The sequence below is a fragment of the Microbacterium algihabitans genome (assembly GCF_032464975.1).
GTDB classification, from domain to species: Bacteria; Actinomycetota; Actinomycetes; order Actinomycetales; family Microbacteriaceae; genus Microbacterium; species Microbacterium algihabitans.
Genome location: NZ_JAWDIU010000003.1, coordinates 122339 through 137647, shown reverse-complemented (window position 1 = coordinate 137647; position 15309 = coordinate 122339). Strand labels below are relative to the sequence as shown.

At 71.1% G+C, this 15309-nt stretch carries 11 protein-coding genes; 9 read left to right on the top strand and 2 right to left on the bottom strand.

All coding sequences use genetic code 11. From position 1 onward, the window contains the following. Nucleotides 1-113 precede the first annotated feature (113 nt). The 3 genes from RWH43_RS10255 (at nucleotide 114) to RWH43_RS10245 (ending at nucleotide 4173) form a co-directional block, all read left to right on the top strand. Nucleotides 114-1592 carry a helix-turn-helix domain-containing protein gene (locus RWH43_RS10255; RefSeq protein WP_316001410.1) on the top strand — a complete coding sequence of 493 codons (1479 nt, stop codon included), beginning with the start codon at nucleotides 114-116 and terminating at the stop codon, nucleotides 1590-1592. 252 nt (nucleotides 1593-1844) lie between these two features. Then, entirely contained in the window at nucleotides 1845-3497 is a 1653-nt protein-coding gene (locus RWH43_RS10250) for a glucoamylase family protein (protein ID WP_316001409.1), read from the top strand. Nucleotides 3498-3567: 70 nt separating this feature from the next. After that, on the top strand, nucleotides 3568-4173 hold the full coding sequence (locus RWH43_RS10245) for a TetR/AcrR family transcriptional regulator (protein WP_154097353.1): 606 nt from the start codon (nucleotides 3568-3570) through the stop codon (nucleotides 4171-4173). 275 nt (nucleotides 4174-4448) lie between these two features. On the opposite strand, the gene RWH43_RS10240 is transcribed toward RWH43_RS10245, so the two are convergent. Further along, nucleotides 4449-5270, bottom strand: coding sequence for a DUF559 domain-containing protein (locus tag RWH43_RS10240; RefSeq protein ID WP_316001408.1), 822 nt, complete (start codon nucleotides 5268-5270; stop codon nucleotides 4449-4451). 625 nt (nucleotides 5271-5895) lie between these two features. Here RWH43_RS10240 and RWH43_RS10235 point away from each other — a divergent pair. Genes RWH43_RS10235 through RWH43_RS10215 form a run of 5 tightly spaced genes read left to right on the top strand, consistent with a single transcriptional unit; the run spans nucleotide 5896 to nucleotide 12087 of the window. Then, on the top strand, nucleotides 5896-7158 hold the full coding sequence (locus tag RWH43_RS10235; protein ID WP_144832728.1) for an extracellular solute-binding protein: 1263 nt from the start codon (nucleotides 5896-5898) through the stop codon (nucleotides 7156-7158). A gap of 4 nt (nucleotides 7159-7162) precedes the next feature. Continuing rightward, entirely contained in the window at nucleotides 7163-8110 is a 948-nt protein-coding gene (locus tag RWH43_RS10230; RefSeq protein ID WP_230705087.1) for a carbohydrate ABC transporter permease, read from the top strand. A gap of 14 nt (nucleotides 8111-8124) precedes the next feature. Then, entirely contained in the window at nucleotides 8125-9024 is a 900-nt protein-coding gene (locus RWH43_RS10225; protein ID WP_186325492.1) for a carbohydrate ABC transporter permease, read from the top strand. A 49-nt stretch (nucleotides 9025-9073) separates the two neighbouring features. Further along, complete coding sequence (locus RWH43_RS10220) at nucleotides 9074-10951, top strand: glycoside hydrolase family 3 protein (protein ID WP_316001407.1); 1878 nt, start codon at nucleotides 9074-9076, stop codon at nucleotides 10949-10951. Between the two features lie 8 nt (nucleotides 10952-10959). After that, the gene (locus RWH43_RS10215) at nucleotides 10960-12087 is read left to right on the top strand and encodes a LacI family DNA-binding transcriptional regulator (protein WP_316001406.1); all 1128 of its coding nucleotides are present in this window, start codon (nucleotides 10960-10962) and stop codon (nucleotides 12085-12087) included. Between the two features lie 198 nt (nucleotides 12088-12285). On the opposite strand, the gene RWH43_RS10210 is transcribed toward RWH43_RS10215, so the two are convergent. Beyond that, complete coding sequence (locus tag RWH43_RS10210; RefSeq protein ID WP_316001405.1) at nucleotides 12286-13821, bottom strand: PucR family transcriptional regulator; 1536 nt, start codon at nucleotides 13819-13821, stop codon at nucleotides 12286-12288. 92 nt (nucleotides 13822-13913) lie between these two features. On the opposite strand from RWH43_RS10210, the gene gabT reads away from it, so the two are divergent. Then, nucleotides 13914-15263 carry a 4-aminobutyrate--2-oxoglutarate transaminase gene (gene gabT / locus RWH43_RS10205; protein ID WP_316001404.1) on the top strand — a complete coding sequence of 450 codons (1350 nt, stop codon included), beginning with the start codon at nucleotides 13914-13916 and terminating at the stop codon, nucleotides 15261-15263. The last annotated feature ends 46 nt before the right edge of the window (nucleotides 15264-15309 follow it).

Genomic DNA, 15309 nt, shown 5'->3' with positions numbered 1-15309 from the left:
ATGCCGGGGCTGCGGTGCCCCGTGGAGACCACTGTCGGCGAAGAACAACCCCCTCGAAGTGCATTTTGCGTGTGAAGATCGCGCGATCTTCTGATCTGGTGAGAACATGACGTATGGACACCGGCGTCTCTGCTTCTTCGGCATCCCTCCCGTTCGACGATGACGAGGTGGACACCCTCACCATCGGCCGACGCATCCGCCAGCTGCGCACCGCGCGCGGCCTCACGCTCGACGAGCTCGCCGCGGCGGTCGGTCGCGCACCGAGCCAGATGTCGATGATCGAGAACGGTCGACGCGAGCCCAAGCTCACGCTGCTGCAGGCGATCGCGCGGGCGCTGGAGTGCAAGCTCGAGCAGATCCTCGACGCCGAGCCCCTCGACGCGCGCGCCGCGCTCGAGATCTCGGTCGAGCGCGCGATGCGCGGGCAGACCTTCCAGGCGCTCGGCATCGAGCCGTTCCGCGTCGGCCGGTCAATGCCCGACGAGGTGCTCTCGGCGATGCTCGCGCTGCAGGGCGAGATCGAGAGGCTCCGTGAGGAGCGCTCCGCGACACCCGAAGAGGCGCGGCGGGCCAACGTGGCGCTGCGCCGGCTCATGCGCACGCAGGACAACCACTTCCCCGACCTCGAGCGCACGGCATCCGGGATCCTCTCCGCGATCGAGCACCCCGGCGGTCCCCTCACCCAGCGCGGGGCGAGCGACATCGCCGCGCACCTCGGCTTCACGCTGCACTACGTGCCCGACCTGCCCTCGTCGACCCGGAGCATCGCCGACGTGAAGAACGGCCGGCTGTACCTGTCGACGAAGGTCGCGAAGGGCGACCCCCGCGCGGCGGTGCTGCAGGCACTGTCGAGCCGCATGCTCGGCCACGGCGAGCCGACGAGCTACGACGAGTTCCTGCGCCAGCGCGTCGAGACGAACTACCTCACCGGGGCCCTGCTCATGCCCGAGGCGCACGTCGTGCCCGCCCTCCGTGAGGCGAAGGAGCGGCGCACGATCAGCATCGAAGACCTGCGCGACGCCTACTCGGTGTCGTACGAGACGGCCGCGCACCGCTTCACCAATCTGGCGACCGTGCACCTCGGCATCCCGGTGCACTTCTTGAAGGTGCACGAGTCGGGCACCATCACGAAGGCTTACGAGAACGACGACGTGAACTTCCCCACCGACCGCCTCGGGTCGATCGAGGGACAGATGTGCTGCCGGCGCTGGACGAGCCGCGTGGTCTTCGACGAGGACGACCGCTTCAACCCGTACTACCAGTACACCGACACCGGCAACGGAACCTACTGGTGCACCGCCCGCGTGGAGCAGTCCAGCGAGGGCGCGCACTCGGTGAGCGTGGGCGTGCGCTTCGACGACACGAAGTGGTTCCGGGGACGCGACACCCCCAACCGCGGGGTGTCGCGGCACGCCGTCGAGACGTGCTGCCGCCGTGCTCCGGCCTCGTTGGAGAACGCGTGGCGCGGGCAGGCCTGGCCCAACGTGCGCACGCCCCGCACCCTGCTGGCGACCCTGCCGACCGGGGCGTTCCCCGGCGTGGACACGACCGAGATGTACGAGTTCCTCGAGGCGCACGCCCCGCGCGGGTGAGGGGACGGGGCCGTCGTGCGGAGGCCGGGTCCGGCGCCGGAGTGCGGACTCGGCGCCGTCGTGCGGGCGCCGACCAGCGCCGTCGTGCGGATGCCGGGTGTGACCCGCCGATTCCGGATGCCGCGAACTCGGCGTGTCGGCTCCCGCATCCGCGGGACGGCGGGCGGGGGTTGATCGAAAACCTGACACGTGTAAGGTATCTCCCACGTGAGCTCCGTCCCCCCGGAGCGCTTTCGATGAGGAGAGCCAGTCATGAAGCACACCCTCGCGGCATCCACCGCGATCGTCGGACTCGTCGTGGGCGGTCTCGCCGCGGCATCTCCCGCCTTCGCCGCCCCGCCCGGACAGCCCGGTCCGCCCCCGCACGCGGGACCCCCGCCGCACGCGGGACCCCCGCCGCACGCGGGGCCGCCGGCGCACGCGGGGCCGCCTCCGCACGCCGGTCCCGGAGCCCGCGACCTTCAGCGCTACGCCGCGGACACCTGGGAGTCGATGGCGGCGATGGCCCACGCGAACACCGGCCTGCCCGACGACAACATCGGCGGAGCGCTCGAGGCCGCCACGGCATCCGGATACACCTCGCCGACCAACATCGGCGGCTACCTCTGGTCGACCGTCACCGCGCGCGACCTCGGGATCATCGACGCCGACGAGGCGCGCGAGCGACTGACCGCCACCGTGTCGACGCTCGAGACCATGGACCGCAACGACGGCAGTGGCATGTACTACAACTGGTACGCGCCCGACACCGGCGCGAAGCTCGAGATCTTCCCGACCTCGGGCGAGGTCATCCACCCGTTCCTCAGTACCGTCGACAACGGATGGTTGGCAGCGGCGCTGCGCATCGTGCGCGAGGCCGAGCCCACCCTCGCCGACCGCGCCGATGCGCTGTACCACTCGATGGACTTCTCGGCCTTCTTCGACTCCGCCGGGGCCGCGAACCTCCCCGCGGGCACCAACCGCGGCGGCTTCTGGGAGGCCCCTCCCGGAGACGGCTGCGCCGTCGAGGCCCTCATGTACAACGGCAGCGGCGAGCAGGCGTTCTACACCTGCCACCACTACGACACGACCGTCAGCGAGAGCCGCATCGCGACCTACCTCGGCATCTCCGAGGGCTCGATCCCGGCATCCGGTCTCTACGGCACGCACCGCACGATGCCCGCGGGCTGCGACTGGGCCTGGCAGGAGCAACTGCCCACCGGCGAGACGCGCACCTACGACGGCGTCGACGTCTACGAGGGCGTCTACTCGTACGACGGCATGTCGTTCGTGCCGAGCTGGGGCGGCAGCATGTTCGAGGCCCTCATGCCCGACCTGCTCATTCCCGAGACCGAATGGGGTCCGACGTCGTGGGCGGTGAACCACCCGATCACGGTCGAGATCCAGAAGCGTCACGGTCTCGATGAGGCCGGCTACGGCTCATGGGGCTTCTCGCCGGCGAGCAACCCGTTCGGAGGGTACGCCGAGTACGGCGTCGACATCGCCGGCATGCGCTCCGACGGATACACCTCGGATGCCGAGAAGACCGACGTCGACGTCGATCGCCCCGGCTGCAGCGAGGGCACCAACCCCGATCCGACGTTCGGCGACGGCGTCGTCACCCCGCACGCGTCGTTCCTGGCGCTGCCCTACGACCGCCAGGGCGTGCTGAAGAACCTGCGCGGCCTCGAGAAGATGGGCGCCTATGGGCCCGGTGGCTTCTACGACGCCGTCGCGGTCGGCAGTGGAACGATCGCCGAACGCTACCTGTCGCTCGACCAGTCGATGATCATGGCCGCGATCGGAAATGCCCTCACCGGCGACAGCCTGAAGGACTACATGGTCGATGACAGGATGGAGCAGAACCTCCGGCCCGCCATCGAACAGCAGGTCTTCGGATCGTCGTGGGGCACTTCGCGCCGCTGACGTCTCGATCGCTCGATGCCCGGTTCCCGTGGGGTGCCGGGCATCGTCGCGCCCGGGGGAGAGGATGCCGATGACCGACGCCACCGCACCGCGCGCTCGCCGCGGGAGCTACTCCAAGGGTCAGCAGACCCGGCAGCGGATCGTCGACGAGGCGGTCGTCGTCTTCGGGCGGTCGGGTGTGACGGCGGGGTCGCTGCGCGAGGTCGCGACGCGGGTCGGGCTGACCCCGGCCGGCGTGATGCACCACTTCTCGTCGAAGGAGGAACTGTTCGCCGAGGTGTTGCGGCAGCGCGACGAGCGCGTGCGAGCAGCGGCGGGAGACCCCCGCGAGCACACGCTCGTCGAGCAGATGCGCAAGGTCGTCGCCCACAACGCCACGACCCGCGGCCTGACCTCGCTGTACACGCTGGTGGTCGCCGAGGCGAGCGACCCGGGGCACCCCTCGCACGCGGCGTTCGCCGAGCGCTACCGCCGCAGCGCCGAGACCGCGGCCGACCTGCTGCGCGCCGGCCAGGCAGCGGGCGAGGTGCGCGCCGACGTCGATCCCGAGCGCGCGGCGCGCCTGTTGAGCGCGGTCATGGACGGCCTGCAGCAGCAGTGGCTCCTCGACGAATCGGTCGACATGTCGGCCCTGTTCTCCGAGTTCGTGCGGGGCTACCTCGAGCCGCGCGGCTGACGCCCTCGGGTCGCCGCGCTCGCGGCATCCGCCCGATTCGGTCCGCCGTCGTGCGGATTAGAGACGTGACACGCCGTGTGGGTGGGGTGGCCGGACGGCGTGTCGGGGGTGTGGTCCGCAGGACGGTGGTGTGTGGGTGTGTCGGGGGTGGTTCGCCGTCGTGCGGATTAGAGACGTGACACGCCGTGTGGGTGGGGTGGCCGGACGGCGTGTCGGGGGTGTGGTCCGCAGGACGGCGGAAGGAATGACAGGGAAACCCGGGTGGGGCGGAGGCCTCAGCGCCGGTGGAGGCCTCTCGTCAGGAGGCCGAGGATGGCGGCCTCGACGGTCGGCCAGTCGTGAACCACGAGGGCGTAGTCGAAACGGAGGGTGACGAATCCCCACGCGGCGGCTCGAGCGTCGCGACGCAGATCCTTGTGGCGGTGGTCGGCTCCGCCGTGATTTTCGACCCCGTCCACCTCGATGATGAGGGCGTCTCCGACGAGGAGATCGACTCTGCCCACCGAGTAGACCGACACCTGTGTGCGCACGTCGAGGTTCAGATGGCGGAGCCGCCAACGCAGAAGCGACTCGAGTCCGCTCTCCGCGTCGTCACGGGCGAACTGCAGTGCACGCCGCGCGTCAGCCGACAGGCCTGAGGCGAGCCGGGGGATATCGGTTGCCGCAATCGCTCGCAGGTGCAACGCGGATTCGACGGCGACGAAGAACTCCTCGACACCGCGGCACAGCAGGATCTGGCGCAGGATGCGGATGACGCCGGGTGTCGCGAACCGGTCGGTTCGGTCCTGATCCCAGTGCTCGACGCACGCGCACGCCGCGTGGGCGAGTCCGTGACCGTCGTGGGTCAGTCCGACGTGCTGGTCGCCGGAGGGGGTGAGCACCCAGAGACCGAGGTGCCGCGCCGCTGTCACGCAGGCGAGTGCCCCTCCGTGCTGCGCCGCGGTCCGACGGGGCGTGCAGGTGTCGGCATCCGCGTAGATCCCACGCCGGAGGCGCACCAGAGTTCCGGACGCCACCGCGCGGTCCACTCGGGCGCGCGACCATCCATCGCGGTAGAGGTCGAGACGGCGACGGATGCGGCTGCCAGCGGAACACATGCGGCCACTGTGTCGCGAGGCGGCGAGAGCGCGCGGGGTGGATGCCGCTGTCTGTGGACGAACTCCGAGGATCTTGTCCTGTGGATCAGCCGCACCTACGCGGCTCGTCCGGTGTCGATGTGGTCAGGGGATGTGGTCAGGGGATGCCGTCGTGCGGACCGCGGCGGAGACACGCCGTCCGAGGATCGCGCGATCCGGCGTGTCGGGGTTCTCGTCCGCAGGACGGCGCGCCCGCGACGTGCGAGTCGCCGGCGGGCGATGCCGCGGTCGGGCCCGACGGATGCCGCGGTCGGGCCTACCGGCTGACGCGGGCCGGATTGTCCGGGCGCCGCGGCGCCTCGCCGTCCTGCGGATGCCGCGAGAGACACGCCGGGCGGGAGGGGCGGGCACACGGCGCGTCGAGGCTCGCATCCGCAGGACGGCACGCGCGGAGGGATCCGCGCACCCGCGGCGCGTCGAGGCTCGCATCCGCACGACGGCACGCCCGGAGTGACCTCCGCACGCACAGCCGGGCGTCCACAGCCGCGGGACTCGCGCCTTGCGGTTATCCAGGTTATGCGCATAAACTGACCACGACGTGCAGGAGGCGACCGACGACGGTCGCCCAGGTTCGAGGAGGAACACGATGAAGATCACCCGATGGAGCGCCGTGGCCGTCGTCGCGGTCGCCGCGATCGCCTTGACGGGCTGCGGACGCGCCTCTGACACCGGTTCCGGTGCCGCTGAGGCCTCGACGATCGGCGACGCGAAGGCCGAGGGCACGCTCACGATGTGGGCGATGGGTGCTGAGGGCGAGGCCCTGCCCGAGTTCGTGAAGCAGTTCGAAGAAGCCAACCCCGGTGTGACCGTCGACGTCACTCCCGTGCCGTGGGATGCCGCGTACAGCAAGTTCCAGACGGCGATCGCGGGCGGCAACACCCCCGACCTCGCGATGGTCGGCTCGACGTGGATGGCCGACTTCGGCGACGCGCTCCAGACCGTTCCGACCGACCTGTCGACCGACGGCATCTTCCCCGGTGCGCTCGACTCGACCATGATCGACGACCGCGCGACCGGTGTTCCCTGGTACGTCGACACCCGCGTGTTGTACTACCGCACCGACATCGCCGCCCAGGCCGGCTGGAACCAGGCCCCCACCACGTGGGACGAGCTGAAGCAGATGGCCGCCGACATGCAGTCGAAGGGCGGCGCGCAATACGGCATGCGGCTCCCGGCGGGCAACGACTCTTTCCAGGGCAATCTCTGGATGCCGTGGTCGAACGGCGTCGCGCTCGAGAACGGGTCGGAGTGGACCTTGGACACCCCGGAGGCCGTCGAGGCCTACGAGTACTACCAGTCGTTCTACACCGACGGCGTCGCGAACCCCGCCGCCGATCGCTCGGCCGGCGCGCAGGAGGCGGACTTCGTGGCGGGCTCGACCCCGATGCTCATCGACGGACCGTTCCTGATCGGACAGCTCGAAGAACTGGGCGGCGAGGGCTTCAGCGACAAGTTCACCACCGCGGTCCTGCCCACGAAGGAGTCGTCGACCTCGTTCAGCGGCGGCGCGAACCTCGCGGTCTTCGACGATTCCGACAATGCGGCCACTGCGTGGAAGCTCGTGCAGTGGCTGACCGAGCCCGAAACGCAGGCGTCGTGGTACGCCGCGACCGGAGACCTGCCCGCCGTGCAGGACGCGTGGAAGGACGATGCGCTGGCGTCGTCGTCGACCCTCGCCGCCTTCGGCACGCAGCTCGAGACGGCCAAGTCGGTGCCCGCGACGACGACCTGGGTGCAGGTGGCCGCCGCCGGTGACGCCATGCTCGAGAAGATCCGTCTCGGTCAGCAGTCCCCGGCCGATGGTCTGAAGGAACTCCAGGCCACCGCCGACCAGCTGGGTCTGGGCTGAGATCATGACGCAGGCAGTCGTGGGTGCGACCGGGCGGGCTCCGGCCCCCGGTCGCGCCCGCGCCGGCGGGGTGTCGAACCGCCGCCGGCGCCAGGGATGGGTCGCGTGGGGCTTCGCCCTGCCGTTCGTCGCGGTCTTCGCGGTGTTCATGGTGGTGCCGATCGTCGGGTCCTTCGCCATGTCGTTCACCGACTTCCGTTCGCGGGACATCCGTTCGCCCTTCGCGGTGAACTTCGTCGGGCTCGAGCAGTACGCCGGCGTCCTCTCCGACCCCGTCTTCCTCACCTCCCTCGGGGTGACGGCGACGTTCGTGATCGTCGGCATCCCGGTCACGATGGCGCTCGCCCTGGCTCTTGCGCTCGCCCTGAACGCCAGCAAGGGCCGGATCGTCTCGGTGCTCCGCGTGGGCTTCTACGCCCCCGTCGTGACGAGCATCGTGGCCGTGGCCGTCGTCTGGCGCTACATCCTGCAGCCCGAGGGGCTTCTCAATTCAGCTCTGGCGATCATCGGCATCCAGGGGCCCGATTGGCTCAACGACACCTCGACGGCCTTGCCGTCGCTCATCGCGATGGCGGTGTGGCGAAACGTCGGCACGCTGATGGTGATCTTCCTCGCCGGACTCCAGGCGATCCCCACCGACGTCAAGGAGGCCGCCCTCATGGACGGCGCCTCGTCGTGGCGGCGTCTGACCTCGGTGACGCTTCCGCTGCTGCGCCCCACCCTGCTGCTGGGCGCGGTGCTCATCTCGGTCGGGTTCCTCCAGTTCTTCGAGGAGGCCTTCGTGATGACGCAGGGCGGTCCGCTCAATTCCACCCTCTCGGTGGCCTATTACACGTTCAAGCAGTTCGGCTTCGGGCAGTACGGCACGGCCTCCGCGGCCAGCTACCTGCTGTTCCTGGCCATCGCGCTGCTCAGCCTCGTGCAGTTCCGCCTGCTGCGCTCGCAGGACTGACGTCAGGAGCCGTCATGACCCTCACCACTCCCGCGGCTCCGGCCGCCGTCGTCGAGACGACCGAGGCGCCCCGTCGTCGACGTCGTCCGGCCGACCGGATGACCCCCGGTCGTCTGCTCACCTCCGTCGTCTTGGTGGTCGGCCTGCTCGTCTGGGTGCTGCCGTTCGCGTGGATGCTGCTGGGCTCGGTGAAGACCCAGCGCGAGATCCTGCAGCGCCCGCCGACCTGGTGGCCCCAGCAGTTCACCTGGGAGAACTTCGCCGCCTGGTTCGGGCAACTGAACTTCGGGCAGTTCTTCGGCAACAGCTTCCTCGTCGCGGTGCTGACGGTGGCGGGCAATCTCGTCTTCTGCTCGATGGTCGGCTACGCGCTCGCGAAGATGGACTTCCCGGGCAAGAAGGCGCTGTTCATCGTCGTGATGGTGACGCTGATGGTGCCCGGCGTGGTCACCTTCGTGCCGCTGTTCGTGATGGTGTCGTCGCTCGGTCTCGTCGACAGCTACGCGGCGCTGATCCTGCCGTTCGTGACGACGCCGCTGGGTGTCTTCCTCATGCGGCAGTTCATGCTCGGCATCCCCGACCCGCTGCTCGAGGCCGCGCGCATCGACGGGGCGGGGGAGCTGCGCATCTTCGCCCGCATCGTGATGCCCCTCTGCGGCCCGCCGCTGGCGACCCTCGGCATCCTGACCTTCCTCGCTTCGTGGAACAACTTCCTCTGGCCGTTGGTGGCGGCCCAGACCGAGGCGAAGTACACCTTGCCCGTGGCGCTGTCGTTGTATTCGACGGGCCAGAACGCGACGGACTACGGCCTGCTGCTGGCGGGGTCGGTGCTGGTGATCGCGCCCATCATCCTGCTGTTCGTCTTCCTGCAGCGCTACTTCATCCAGGGCATCGCCTCGACCGGTCTCAAGTGACGCGACGGCCACGCGCCCCGCACGAGACCCGAGCCCTCGAAAGGACCCCATGACCTCCCCCCGCTTCTCCACCGCCCCCGACGGGACGCGTTTCCGCGACCTGAACGGCAACGGCGTGATGGACCCCTATGAAGACCCGCGCCGGAGCGCCGACGAACGCACCGAAGATCTCGTGGGGCGTCTGAGCCTCGAAGAGAAGGTCGGTCTGATGTTCCAGACCGTCATCGAGGTCGGCGACGACGGCGAGGTGCTCGAGGCGCCGGGCAAGATCTCGAAGTCGCCCACGACCACGGTGGTCGTGCACAAGAACATGAACCACTTCAACGTGCACGCGATCCGCACGGCCCGTCAGGCGGCGACCTGGAACAACAACCTGCAGGCGCTGGCCGAGTCGACGCCGCACGGCATCCCGGTCACCATCAGCACCGACCCGCGGCACGCCTTCGTCGAGAACACGGGTGTCGCGTTCTCGGCGGGTCCCTTCTCGCAGTGGCCGGAGGGGCTGGGACTCGCCGCCCTCGACGACGTCGAGACGGTGCGCCGGTTCGCCGAGGTGGCGCGCCGGGAGTACGTCGCCGTGGGGATCCGGGCAGCCTTGCACCCGCAGATCGATCTGGCCACCGAGCCCCGGTGGGGGCGGCAGGCGCAGACCCTGGGGCAGGATGCCGCGCGCGTGACGGAGTTCACCGCGGCGTACCTGCGGGGGTTCCAGGGCGAGAAGCTGGGGCCCGACAGCGTCGCCTGCACGACCAAGCACTTCCCCGGCGGAGGGCCGCAGCAGGATGGTGAGGACGCGCACTTCCCCTACGGCCGCGAGCAGGTGTACCCGGGCGGGATGTTCGACTACCACCTCGAGCCGTTCCGCGAGGCGATCCGCCGCGGCACCGCCGCGATGATGCCGTACTACGGCATGCCGATCGGCCTCGAGGTCGACGGCGAAGCGATCGAGGAGGTCGGCTTCGGCTACAACCGGCAGATCGTGACGGGCCTGCTGCGCGAGCAGCTCGGCTACGACGGTGTCGTCGTCACCGACTGGGAGCTCGTCAACGACAACCACGTGGGCGATCAGGTGCTGCCTGCCCGCGCCTGGGGTGTCGAGCACCTCACCGCCGTCGAGCGTATGGAGAAGATCCTCGATGCCGGCTCCGACCAGTTCGGAGGGGAGGAGTGCGTCGAGATGCTCCTCGAGCTCGTCCGCGCGGGCCGGGTGTCCGAGCAGCGCATCGACGAATCGGTGCGCCGCCTGCTGCGCGTGAAGTTCGAGCTCGGCCTCTTCGACGACCCCTACGTCGACGTCGATGCCGCCGAGCGCATCGTCGGCAACCCGGAATTCCGCGCCCTCGGCGAGGAGGCGCAGGCGCGCTCGCTGACGGTGCTCGTCAACGAGGAGCGCGACGGCCGCCCCGTTCTTCCGCTGCGCTCGGTCGGTGCCGTGTACGCCGAGGGGTTCCGGGCCGACGACGTGGCGGAACTGGGCGAGGTCGTCACCGACCCGTCGCAGGCCGATCTGGCGATCGTGCGCATCGGGGCGCCGTTCGACCCGCGCGACGACCTGTTCCTCGAGGCGTGGTTCCACCAGGGCTCGCTCGAGTTCGCGCCCGGCCTGGTCTACCGCCTGAATCAGATCGCGGCATCCTGCCCGCTGGTCATCGTCGTGAACCTCGACCGCCCGGCGATCCTCACCCCGTTCGTGGGCCACGCGGCGGCGATCGTGGCCGACTACGGCAGCTCGGCGCGCGCCGTGCTCGATGCGCTGACCGGGCGCGTGCTGCCGCGCGGTCGCCTGCCTATCGAGATCCCCCGATCGATGGATGCCGTGCGTTCCTCCCGCGAGGATGTACCGTCGGACACCGGCGATCCCGTCTTCCCCGTGCACCATGGGCTGGAGCTCACGGACGCGCTGGTGACTGCGGGGCAGAGGGGGTAAAGCGGCCGATGGCGGAGGGACAGGCGACGCGTCGACCGACCGTGTACGACGTCGCGCAAGAGGCGAACGTCTCGATCGCGTCGGTGTCGTTCGCGTTCCGCCGACCCGACAAGCTCAGCGACGCGACGCGCGAACGCGTGCTCGATGCCGCGCGACGTCTCGGGTACGCCCCCAGTGCGGCCGCCCGCGGCCTCGCGCGCGGTCGCACGGGGATTCTCGGCCTGCACGCGTTCGACCTGTTGCTGGAGCGCCCTGATCCGCTCGCACGGCCGCTCAGCGGCTTGAAGTCGCCGCGGCTCGACACCGGGTCGCCCATCGGCTGGGACGACACCGACGACGAGGTGCTGAGCGACCCTCGAGCCTTCCCCCTGTACGTCGACGAGGTGCAGCGCGGCTTCGAGCTCGAGTGCTGGGCGCTTGGGCGGCCCGTGATGCTCAGCAGCGGGTCCGACACCGACGTGTCGGTCGCCGACACCGTGGGGCGCGTCGACGGGCTCGCCATCTTCCCGTCGCCGCAGACCGCTCCGACGCTCGCCCGGCACTCGCCGTCGATCCCCATCGTGCTGTTCAGCACGGCTCCCGCCGATGACGCGCATCACCGTGTGCGCGTCGACAATGCCGGCGGCATGCGCGCCCTCGTGTCGCATCTCATCGACGAGCATGCCGCGACCGATCTCGCGTTCGTGGGGCGGCCGGAGGCGGCCGACGTGGTCGAGCGTCACGACGCGATGCTCGCGGAACTGCAGGATCGCGGCATCCGGTCTCGCCCGGGCGTCGTGGATGCCACCGTCCGGGGCGCCGACGACCTCGTGCCGCAGGTGCGCGCGCTGATCGCGGCGGGGCGGATGCCGCAGGCCTTCGTCTGCGCGTCGGATCAGCACGCGTTCGCCTTGCTCGACGCCCTCGAGGCCGAGGGCTTGCGCGTGCCCGACGACGTGGTGGTCACCGGCTTCGACGGCACCCTCGGCTCGCGCCTGACGACTCCGGCCCTGACCACCGTGCGTCAGCCGATGGAGGCGATGGGGCGCGCGGCGGCCCGCATCCTCGCCGGAACCGCGGGTGCCGCTCCGTCCGGTGGCGCGTTCGACGTCGTCTTCGAGGCCAGGGTCGTGGTGCGCCGCAGCTGCGGGTGCTGAGCGGGCGCGGGGGCTGCGCCGTCGTGCGGATCCGGCGGGCGACGCGCCGGGCCAGGGGCACCGGCATCCGGCGTGTCGGGCGTCCCGTCCGCACGACGGCGCCCGCGGCAGCGCGTGTCGGGCGTCACCTCCGCACGACGGCGCCCGCGGCAGCGCGTGTCGGGCGTCCCGTCCGCACGACGGCGCCCGCGGCCCGGCCTACTCCGCCAGCCGCAGTGCCGCCCACAGCTCGGCGCGCGCGCCGAACGACGACAGGTCGCGGTCGAGCACGCGCTCGGCCTGGGCGACGCGGGCGCGCACGGTGTGACGGTGGATGCCGAGGGCCTGAGCGGTCGCCTCGTGCGAGCAGTCGTGGGCGAGCCAGGCATCCAGGGTCTCGAGCAGCGCCGAGCCCTGCGCCTCGTCGTAGGTCCGCAGCGGAACCAGTGCGCCGGCGGCGACGGTGCGCGCGGCCTCGGAGCCGAGGGCGGCGAGAAGACCCGCCCGCGCGGTGTCGGCGAAGTCGGCGACGCCGGGCGTGGCCAGCCGGTCGCGCGCGGTGCGCGCCTGGGTCAGGGCGGCCGAGAAGGCGTCGTAGCCGGTGGGTGCCGAGCACCCGACGACGATCTCGAACCGGTCGGCGACCTCGGCCAGCGTGTCGCGCGCGCCGGCGGGCACGACGATGACGAGGCCGTCGTCGCCGCGGCCGAAGAACACCTCGCCGCGGCGCTCCTGTGCGCGCAGCTCGAGCCACTCGGCGAGGGCGGTGGAGCGGGCGGATGCCGCGGGCGTCAGCGCCACCACGACCGGCGCGGCCGGCAGCGGGCCGAACAGGTCGCGGCCCGCGCGCCGGGCCAGCGCGGGATCGTCGGTCGCGAGCGACTGCACGAGCCCGGCCCGGAAGGTGCCGATGGCCCGGCCGAGGCCGTCCTGCTGCTCGAGGGCGAGGGCGGCCATCGCGACAACGGCGGTCACGACGCTGCGCGCCTCGTGGTCGAGGTCGTCGGCCGCGAGCGCGAGCACTCCGCGCAGGTGCCCGCCGCGGCCGAGGGTCTGCAGGCTCACCGAGGTGTCGTCCGGGCGCACGGTCGACGCGGCGCGCGTTCCCCGGCGGAGCATCGTGGTGACCTCGGCTCCGACGGCGTCGAGGGCGGGGGAGGAGAGTCGCGCCGGAGGGTGCTCGGTGCTGAGCGTGCCGGCCGCGTCGAACAGGCCGACCCAGCAGTCCAGCTGCCGCGACAGTTCGGCGAGGGTCGCCGACAGGCCGTCGGGGCGGAGGGCCGCGAGCGAGACGGCGCGCTGGGCCGACAGCGACCAGCTGCGCCGCGCGTACGACTCCGCGGCGATGGCCTCGGCGCCGGCGCGGGCCACCGCGATGAAGGGGGTGCGGTAGGGCACCTCGAACAGCGGCATCCCGCCGGCCAGGCACGCCGCCGACAGTCCCGCCGGAATGCCCTCGCGCACGACCTCAGTGCCGAAGCCCAGTCCGCGCACCCCGCGCGCCAGCAGGCGTCCGACGTAGGAGTCGTAGTCGGTCGGGGCGGCGTCGGCGAACTGCGTGCCCGTGGTCAGCAGCACGAGCCCCTCGCTGAGGAACGGCGTCGGATCGGCGAGGTCGCTGGAGTGCACCCACCGCACGGCCCGGTCGATGCTGCCGGCGGGCAGCTCGGCTTCGTCGACGACCAGGCGCAGGTGCAGGTCGGTGCGGGCGAGCAGGGCGCGCAGGCTCGGCGGGGCGACGGCGCTGTCGGCCATGGATTCTCCTGTACGAGACGTATATGAGGGCGCTTGCGACTGTACAGGCAGGAGAGTGCGGGCTCCGTGGCGGCGTCCGTAGCATCGCCGCCATGAGCCTCGACACCCTTCCCCTCGTCGGCGGTCCGACCCTTCCGCAGGAGCGCCGCCTCGTCACCGCCATCCCCGGCCCGCGCTCGCAGGAGCTCCTCGAGCGCAAGGCCGCCGCCGTGGCATCCGGAGTCGGCCACACCGTGCCCATCCAGGCCGTCGCGGCCGGCGGGGGAGTCGTCGTCGACGCCGACGGCAACTCGCTCATCGACCTCGGCTCGGGCATCGCCGTCACCAGCGTCGGCAACGCCCACCCCGCGGTCGTGAAGGCCGTGCAGGAGCAGGTGGCCGCCTTCACGCACACGTGCTTCATGATCTCGCCCTACGACTCGTACGTGTCCGTCGCCGAGGCGCTGAACCGCCTCACCCCCGGCGACCACGCGAAGAAGAGCGCGCTGTTCAACTCGGGCGCCGAGGCGGTCGAGAACGCCGTCAAGATCGCCCGCAAGTTCACCGGTCGTCAGGCGGTCGTCGCCTTCGACCACGCGTACCACGGCCGCACCAACCTCACGATGGCGCTGACGGCGAAGAACATGCCGTACAAGAGCGGCTTCGGCCCCTTCGCCGCCGAGGTCTACCGCGCTCCGCTGTCGTACCCGTTCCGTGACGGGCTCTCGGGACCGGATGCCGCGGCCAAGGCCATCTCGCTCATCGAGAAGCAGGTCGGCGCCGAGAACCTCGCCGCGGTCATCATCGAGCCCATCCAGGGCGAGGGCGGGTTCATCGTCCCCGCCGACGGCTTCCTCAACGCGATCGTCGACTGGTGCCGCGACAACGGCGTGGTCTTCATCGCCGACGAGGTGCAGTCGGGCTTCGCCCGCACCGGCGCAATGTTCGCCAGCGAGCACTTCGGCATCGTCCCCGACCTCGTCACCACGGCCAAGGGCATCGCCGGCGGTCTGCCGCTGGCGGCGGTCACGGGCCGCGCCGAGATCATGGACGCCACGCACACCGGCGGCCTCGGCGGCACCTACGGCGGAAACCCCATCGCCTGCGCCGCCGCCCTGGCCTCGATCGACGCCTTCGAGAACGAAGGGTTCGTCGGGCGCGCCCGCGAGATCGGCGAGCTGCTGCTCGGCCGCCTCCGCGAGATGCAGCAGAGCGACCCGCGCATCGGCGACGTCCGCGGCCACGGCGCGATGATCGCCGCCGAGTTCGTCGACCCCGCCACCGGCGCCCCCGACGCCGCCCTCACCTCGGCCGTCGCCAAGGCGGCGATCGCCGAAGGCGTGATCGTGCTCACCTGCGGTACGTACGGCAACGTCATCCGGTTCCTGCCCCCGCTGTCGATCGGCGACGACCTGCTCACCGAGGGCCTCGACGTCGTCGCCGCGGCCCTCGCGCGCAGCTGACAGGCGTCCCGACGGCGGCGGAAGACCCGAGAGCCCGCCGCCGTCG

Excerpts from the sequence above, each read along its gene's own strand:
- RWH43_RS10255 (WP_316001410.1), top strand. The coding sequence starts at position 114 with ATGGACACCGGCGTCTCTGCTTCTTCGGCATCCCTCCCGTTCGACGAT.
- RWH43_RS10250 (WP_316001409.1), top strand. The coding sequence starts at position 1,845 with ATGAAGCACACCCTCGCGGCATCCACCGCGATCGTCGGACTCGTCGTG.
- RWH43_RS10245 (WP_154097353.1), top strand. The coding sequence starts at position 3,568 with ATGACCGACGCCACCGCACCGCGCGCTCGCCGCGGGAGCTACTCCAAG.
- RWH43_RS10240 (WP_316001408.1), bottom strand. The coding sequence starts at position 5,270 with ATGTGTTCCGCTGGCAGCCGCATCCGTCGCCGTCTCGACCTCTACCGC.
- RWH43_RS10235 (WP_144832728.1), top strand. The coding sequence starts at position 5,896 with ATGAAGATCACCCGATGGAGCGCCGTGGCCGTCGTCGCGGTCGCCGCG.
- RWH43_RS10230 (WP_230705087.1), top strand. The coding sequence starts at position 7,163 with ATGACGCAGGCAGTCGTGGGTGCGACCGGGCGGGCTCCGGCCCCCGGT.
- RWH43_RS10225 (WP_186325492.1), top strand. The coding sequence starts at position 8,125 with ATGACCCTCACCACTCCCGCGGCTCCGGCCGCCGTCGTCGAGACGACC.
- RWH43_RS10220 (WP_316001407.1), top strand. The coding sequence starts at position 9,074 with ATGACCTCCCCCCGCTTCTCCACCGCCCCCGACGGGACGCGTTTCCGC.
- RWH43_RS10215 (WP_316001406.1), top strand. The coding sequence starts at position 10,960 with ATGGCGGAGGGACAGGCGACGCGTCGACCGACCGTGTACGACGTCGCG.
- RWH43_RS10210 (WP_316001405.1), bottom strand. The coding sequence starts at position 13,821 with ATGGCCGACAGCGCCGTCGCCCCGCCGAGCCTGCGCGCCCTGCTCGCC.
- gabT (WP_316001404.1), top strand. The coding sequence starts at position 13,914 with ATGAGCCTCGACACCCTTCCCCTCGTCGGCGGTCCGACCCTTCCGCAG.